This is a genomic window from Halalkalibacter oceani, assembly GCF_040544555.1.
In the GTDB taxonomy this organism is placed as follows: domain Bacteria; phylum Bacillota; class Bacilli; order Bacillales; family Bacillaceae_D; genus Halalkalibacter; species Halalkalibacter oceani.
On the sequence record NZ_JBEPKD010000052.1, the window covers coordinates 1 to 3,953 of the forward strand.

Sequence of the window (3,953 nt, forward strand, 5' to 3'; positions counted from 1 at the left end):
AGGTGTAAACTTAGGAACCGCCGTATACCGAACGGTACGTACGGTGGTGTGGAAGGTCGGCTACTCAACTAATGAGTAACCTCCTATCCGATTTAGACCGATGAGACAAAGTAGACTAAATAACCTATTTTTAGTAAATTATATAGGTCTTTAGATTTATTTGAGTCTTTTTTGAAATAATGTAAAATACTTACTTTTTTAGTTGGGAGAAGAAAAATACAGCCTTCAACACTTGCGATCACTGGTTGTCAAACAGGTAGTAATTTCCCTGTGTGTGGCTGCACGAAGCCTTCCAGCGGTAACCGAATGCTTTCTTTTTAAATGCGGCTCCAGAATCTTGGCAATGAGAAGGGAGACAATTTCCTGATATTCGCTTGTCGTAATGGCGTAGTGGCCCTCTAATTCTTCTTCCTTCCGTAGCTTTTCCTGATCAAAAATAGTGATTGTTTGGCACTTTCAAGGATCTCGCCTGTTTTGTAGTTCAAAGCAATACTAGTTGGGGAATTAACGAAAGCGGCTGGAATTTCTCCAGGTTCTTTTTACGTTTTCTATTTTCTATCAATCTAAAGAAGAACTGTACTTTGATATTTTAGAGCAGGAAGAGAAGCGAATTAGAGAGAGGTTGCAAGTGTATAAACATAAACAGCTTCCTTTTGCCAAGGGAAGATTTGCAACAGTTTCTCCTTCAAGGACTGGAGATGGTTAATCAAAACCCATTCTTGCGGCTACTCTTTATGGAAGGTGAATTGGAAACGCTCCTGTGGAGGCTGCCGCCGGGAAAGATGGAAAGACATATCCAAAACGATGCCGATGCCCTGTTGCCGATCAAATTATGCAAGTGGCTGATGATATTTGTGATCGTGTTGCTTTTATCAATGATAGTGAACTCGTTTTGTTAGATTCGCCGCGGGAGTTGAAAACAAAACGGGTAAAAAAACCGTTCGTGTTGAGTACAAAGCAGGAGGCAGTCTACACCGAATAACATTAAAAATAAAGCGAAAATAAACCATACCCAAGTTGATGAGTAAATGCCAGATGACCTCGGGTAATTTCATAGTGTAAGCAGATGCTCTCTTTGAATTGGCATCTGCTAGGTGAAATAATTTTCAAAGTCTGCTGGGCAAACGTCAATTTGCGTTTATCTTCCGGTGATGCCAATGCTTATGACAACAGATTTTCTATTTCTCTTTTTCGGAAGAGAGCGATTTGCGGTACGTCGTTAATCGTAATAGCCACGATCTTCACCTCTTTGAAACGTTGCAATAAACCAGCTGTTTCCGAATTCATCCTTAACACCACCGCTTCTTTCACCATAGGGCATGTCCGCCGGTTCATATAGAGAAGCGGCTCCCGCCTCCAATGCGCGCTTGTAGCACTCATCCGTGTTGCGAACAAAAACATGAAGTGAAGTTTCATTTGCTGGCCACGCCTCATTAGCATTCGAAACTTCGACGATCCCATCTCCGATACGTACTTCGGCATGTGTAACCTTCCCATTTTCATCCTCCGAGCGGTGAAGCACTTCCGCATCGAAAACGTCTTGCAAAAAATCCAACAATTGATCGGCGTGTTCCGCACGCAGTGTCGGAATAACTGAAGAATAACTTTTTGGGGTCCACTCGTTTCCCATTGTAATGCCCTCCTCGTGTTAAGTTGTAAAATGCATGCGGCATAAGCTGCGCTTGTTCCTGCTTGTTCATACATTATTCTACATCAACTATCACAAACCGTATTGTAAAAAATTGACCCCATCCTTCATAATTGCACATGATTGTAATGCCTCCCGGGAATCGTTTCATAATCAGTCGGGTTCAATCCGGAAAAAGAACAAAAATCCTTAATAAAGTGAGACTGATCGTAATACCCGCAGTTGAATGCGATATCCGTCCAATCTATCATGGTTTGCCGTTCATTCATTTTCCTTAGCACTTCTTGGAATCGACGGATGCGGCTATAACGTTTTGGTGTATAGCCGGTTTCCCTCTTGAACAGTTCGATAAATCGTCTGTGACTGATGCCAATTTGGTCAACAACGTGTCGCACGTGATCCGTCCGTGTGCTATTTTTACCTAAATGCTCAATCGCAAATTGAACGGCCGGATGTATATCAAGCGGCTTAACAGCCAATTGCAGCAATCGGTCGGTAAGCACATGAAACATTTGCTCAACCGTTGGTAATTCGAGCAGATCCTCGCGCAGATTTTTAGCTAAATGCCCCCAAATCGCATCCATCGATTGTATAGCATTATGCAATTGATCGAGAGGATAACCGAGAAACGGATAAGCGCCGCCCGGCTTAAAATGAACGCCAATCACTCTTGTTTCAAGCGAATTGTAAATCACAAAATGACTGGAATGAGGCCCACAGACAAATACATTGTTGAGCCGCAATGTTTCGTTCAACGCAGTTGCCATGTGGACTTTTTCCGCATTTAAATCAATAATGAGATCAACGGAACCATCCGGTAAAGTTCGCTCATTTTGACATGTTATATTTTGGTTTTCCATGTACCAAAAATATTCCACGAATGGCGATAATATCCTATGTGGTTTGCAAGTGTGGACGATCATGGCGAAACGATCTCCCTTCGAATTAGCTGTTTTACAATCCTCAAAATGCTTTTAATGATAAATGATCGCACTGGCCAAATAATTGAAAGTGGGGGAGCGATTTTCAATTTATTATGGCTATTATACCGTAATTTCGATCATCTTCTACCTGTCCCTTTTAATAACTTCAACAGTAAACCCGCCTGGTGCTCGAACATAAAAGGAATATTCATGATGATCAACCGGAGGAACAACCTTATAGCCGTCATTTTTCAAACGCTGGTCCACTTGTTCTCTGCTCTCCTGAGTAAAATTGATATGAAAGGTTTCGGATACTGAACGTCTTTTCCTTTCATTAATGTTAAGACAAACTGACCATCGTCACCATACATGACAGCAGATCCGTTTCCATGGGTACCATATCTCAGACCAAATCCGTTTCCAAAAACGCTACTGAAGCATCAACATCATTAACCGATAAATTGATATGAGCCAGTTTCACATAACCACCTCTTTCATCTAGTAAGAGCAATCTCTGTACCTAATAGTCAACTTCTTGTAAATGTATTGCTCTTTTTTGTACGTTATAGCGATATAGCGTAAAAACAATGATAAATAAAATCGTCAATCCTAGAAAAAGATTACTGTAGATGGTGCCTGCCAAAGAGGATGACAATGGATTCCATGAACGGCTTGTTTCAATTTCGATAACTCTGCTATACAGGCCTATGGCAATGGAACCGGCAATAAAGTTTTGCATCATTAGCAATCCCATGCCGATCCCTGCTTGGTCTGCTGGTAGCGTTAACGAAATGGTCCGAGCATCACAATCGCGATGAACGATTGACCGACGTACCCTAAGATAAGCAAACAAGTGATCAACCATACACTGAAACTAATCAACGCGGCCAAAAGGAAGAAGCACGAAATCACTAAGACCGAGGCGATCGAAAATAAAGCGGTTGGACCTTTAAGATCCACTAACTTCCCTCCTTGATGGTTTAACAGTGCCGTAACCGCTGCGGCAGGCAATCACCAGGCCAATGAGGCTTGCATGAATGCACCTCTGCCAAAAATAAAGGCGTGGTGAAAAATAAAGAATAGCCGATGCCTGTGACAACAAACACAAGCATAAGATAGAAAGTGTATTCCCGATTTCGAAAGAGAAATGGTTGCACAAATGGATGCTTAGTTGAAAGTTAATGTTCATCATACCTTGCAATATGCAAGTAGCCAAAAGCAGTTGCTTTCGAAGCGTTTTTTTAATTGCTGTAGACAAATCAGACGCAAAAACCCATTTAAGTAAATTGAGTCAATTTCATAATTTGAACCCTTAGTCTCGCAAGGTTTTCAAGGCACGAAAAAAGGAGTACCTCCCCAAAAGTCGAATGAGTTAAGTGACG

The 3,953-nt window shown here is 41.7% G+C and carries 5 protein-coding genes and 2 pseudogenes; 1 reads left to right on the forward strand and 6 read right to left on the reverse strand.

The annotated features are described in order from the left end of the window. Window positions 1-247: 247 nt before the first annotated feature. A pseudogene (locus tag ABMB67_RS23510) lies at window positions 248-494 on the reverse strand (IS1634 family transposase); the annotation flags it as partial. A gap of 266 nt (window positions 495-760) precedes the next feature. On the opposite strand from ABMB67_RS23510, the gene ABMB67_RS23180 reads away from it, so the two are divergent. After that, window positions 761-982, forward strand: a complete 222-nt coding sequence (locus ABMB67_RS23180; RefSeq protein WP_354573457.1) for a hypothetical protein — start codon at window positions 761-763, stop codon at window positions 980-982. Between the two features lie 237 nt (window positions 983-1,219). On the opposite strand, the gene ABMB67_RS23185 is transcribed toward ABMB67_RS23180, so the two are convergent. The 5 genes and pseudogenes from ABMB67_RS23185 to ABMB67_RS23205 all read right to left on the reverse strand — a co-directional run bounded on the left by ABMB67_RS23185 (window position 1,220) and on the right by ABMB67_RS23205 (window position 3,531). Continuing rightward, window positions 1,220-1,630, reverse strand: coding sequence for a VOC family protein (locus ABMB67_RS23185; protein ID WP_354573458.1), 411 nt, complete (start codon window positions 1,628-1,630; stop codon window positions 1,220-1,222). A 125-nt stretch (window positions 1,631-1,755) separates the two neighbouring features. Continuing rightward, complete coding sequence (locus ABMB67_RS23190; RefSeq protein WP_354573459.1) at window positions 1,756-2,571, reverse strand: DUF6597 domain-containing transcriptional factor; 816 nt, start codon at window positions 2,569-2,571, stop codon at window positions 1,756-1,758. A 144-nt stretch (window positions 2,572-2,715) separates the two neighbouring features. Further along, window positions 2,716-3,052: pseudogene (locus ABMB67_RS23195) on the reverse strand (VOC family protein). A 39-nt stretch (window positions 3,053-3,091) separates the two neighbouring features. Next, window positions 3,092-3,325, reverse strand: a complete 234-nt coding sequence (locus ABMB67_RS23200) for a hypothetical protein (protein WP_354573460.1) — start codon at window positions 3,323-3,325, stop codon at window positions 3,092-3,094. Window positions 3,326-3,354: 29 nt separating this feature from the next. Further along, window positions 3,355-3,531: a hypothetical protein gene (locus ABMB67_RS23205; RefSeq protein WP_354573461.1), complete on the reverse strand. Its 177-nt coding sequence runs from the start codon at window positions 3,529-3,531 to the stop codon at window positions 3,355-3,357. Window positions 3,532-3,953 lie beyond the last annotated feature (422 nt).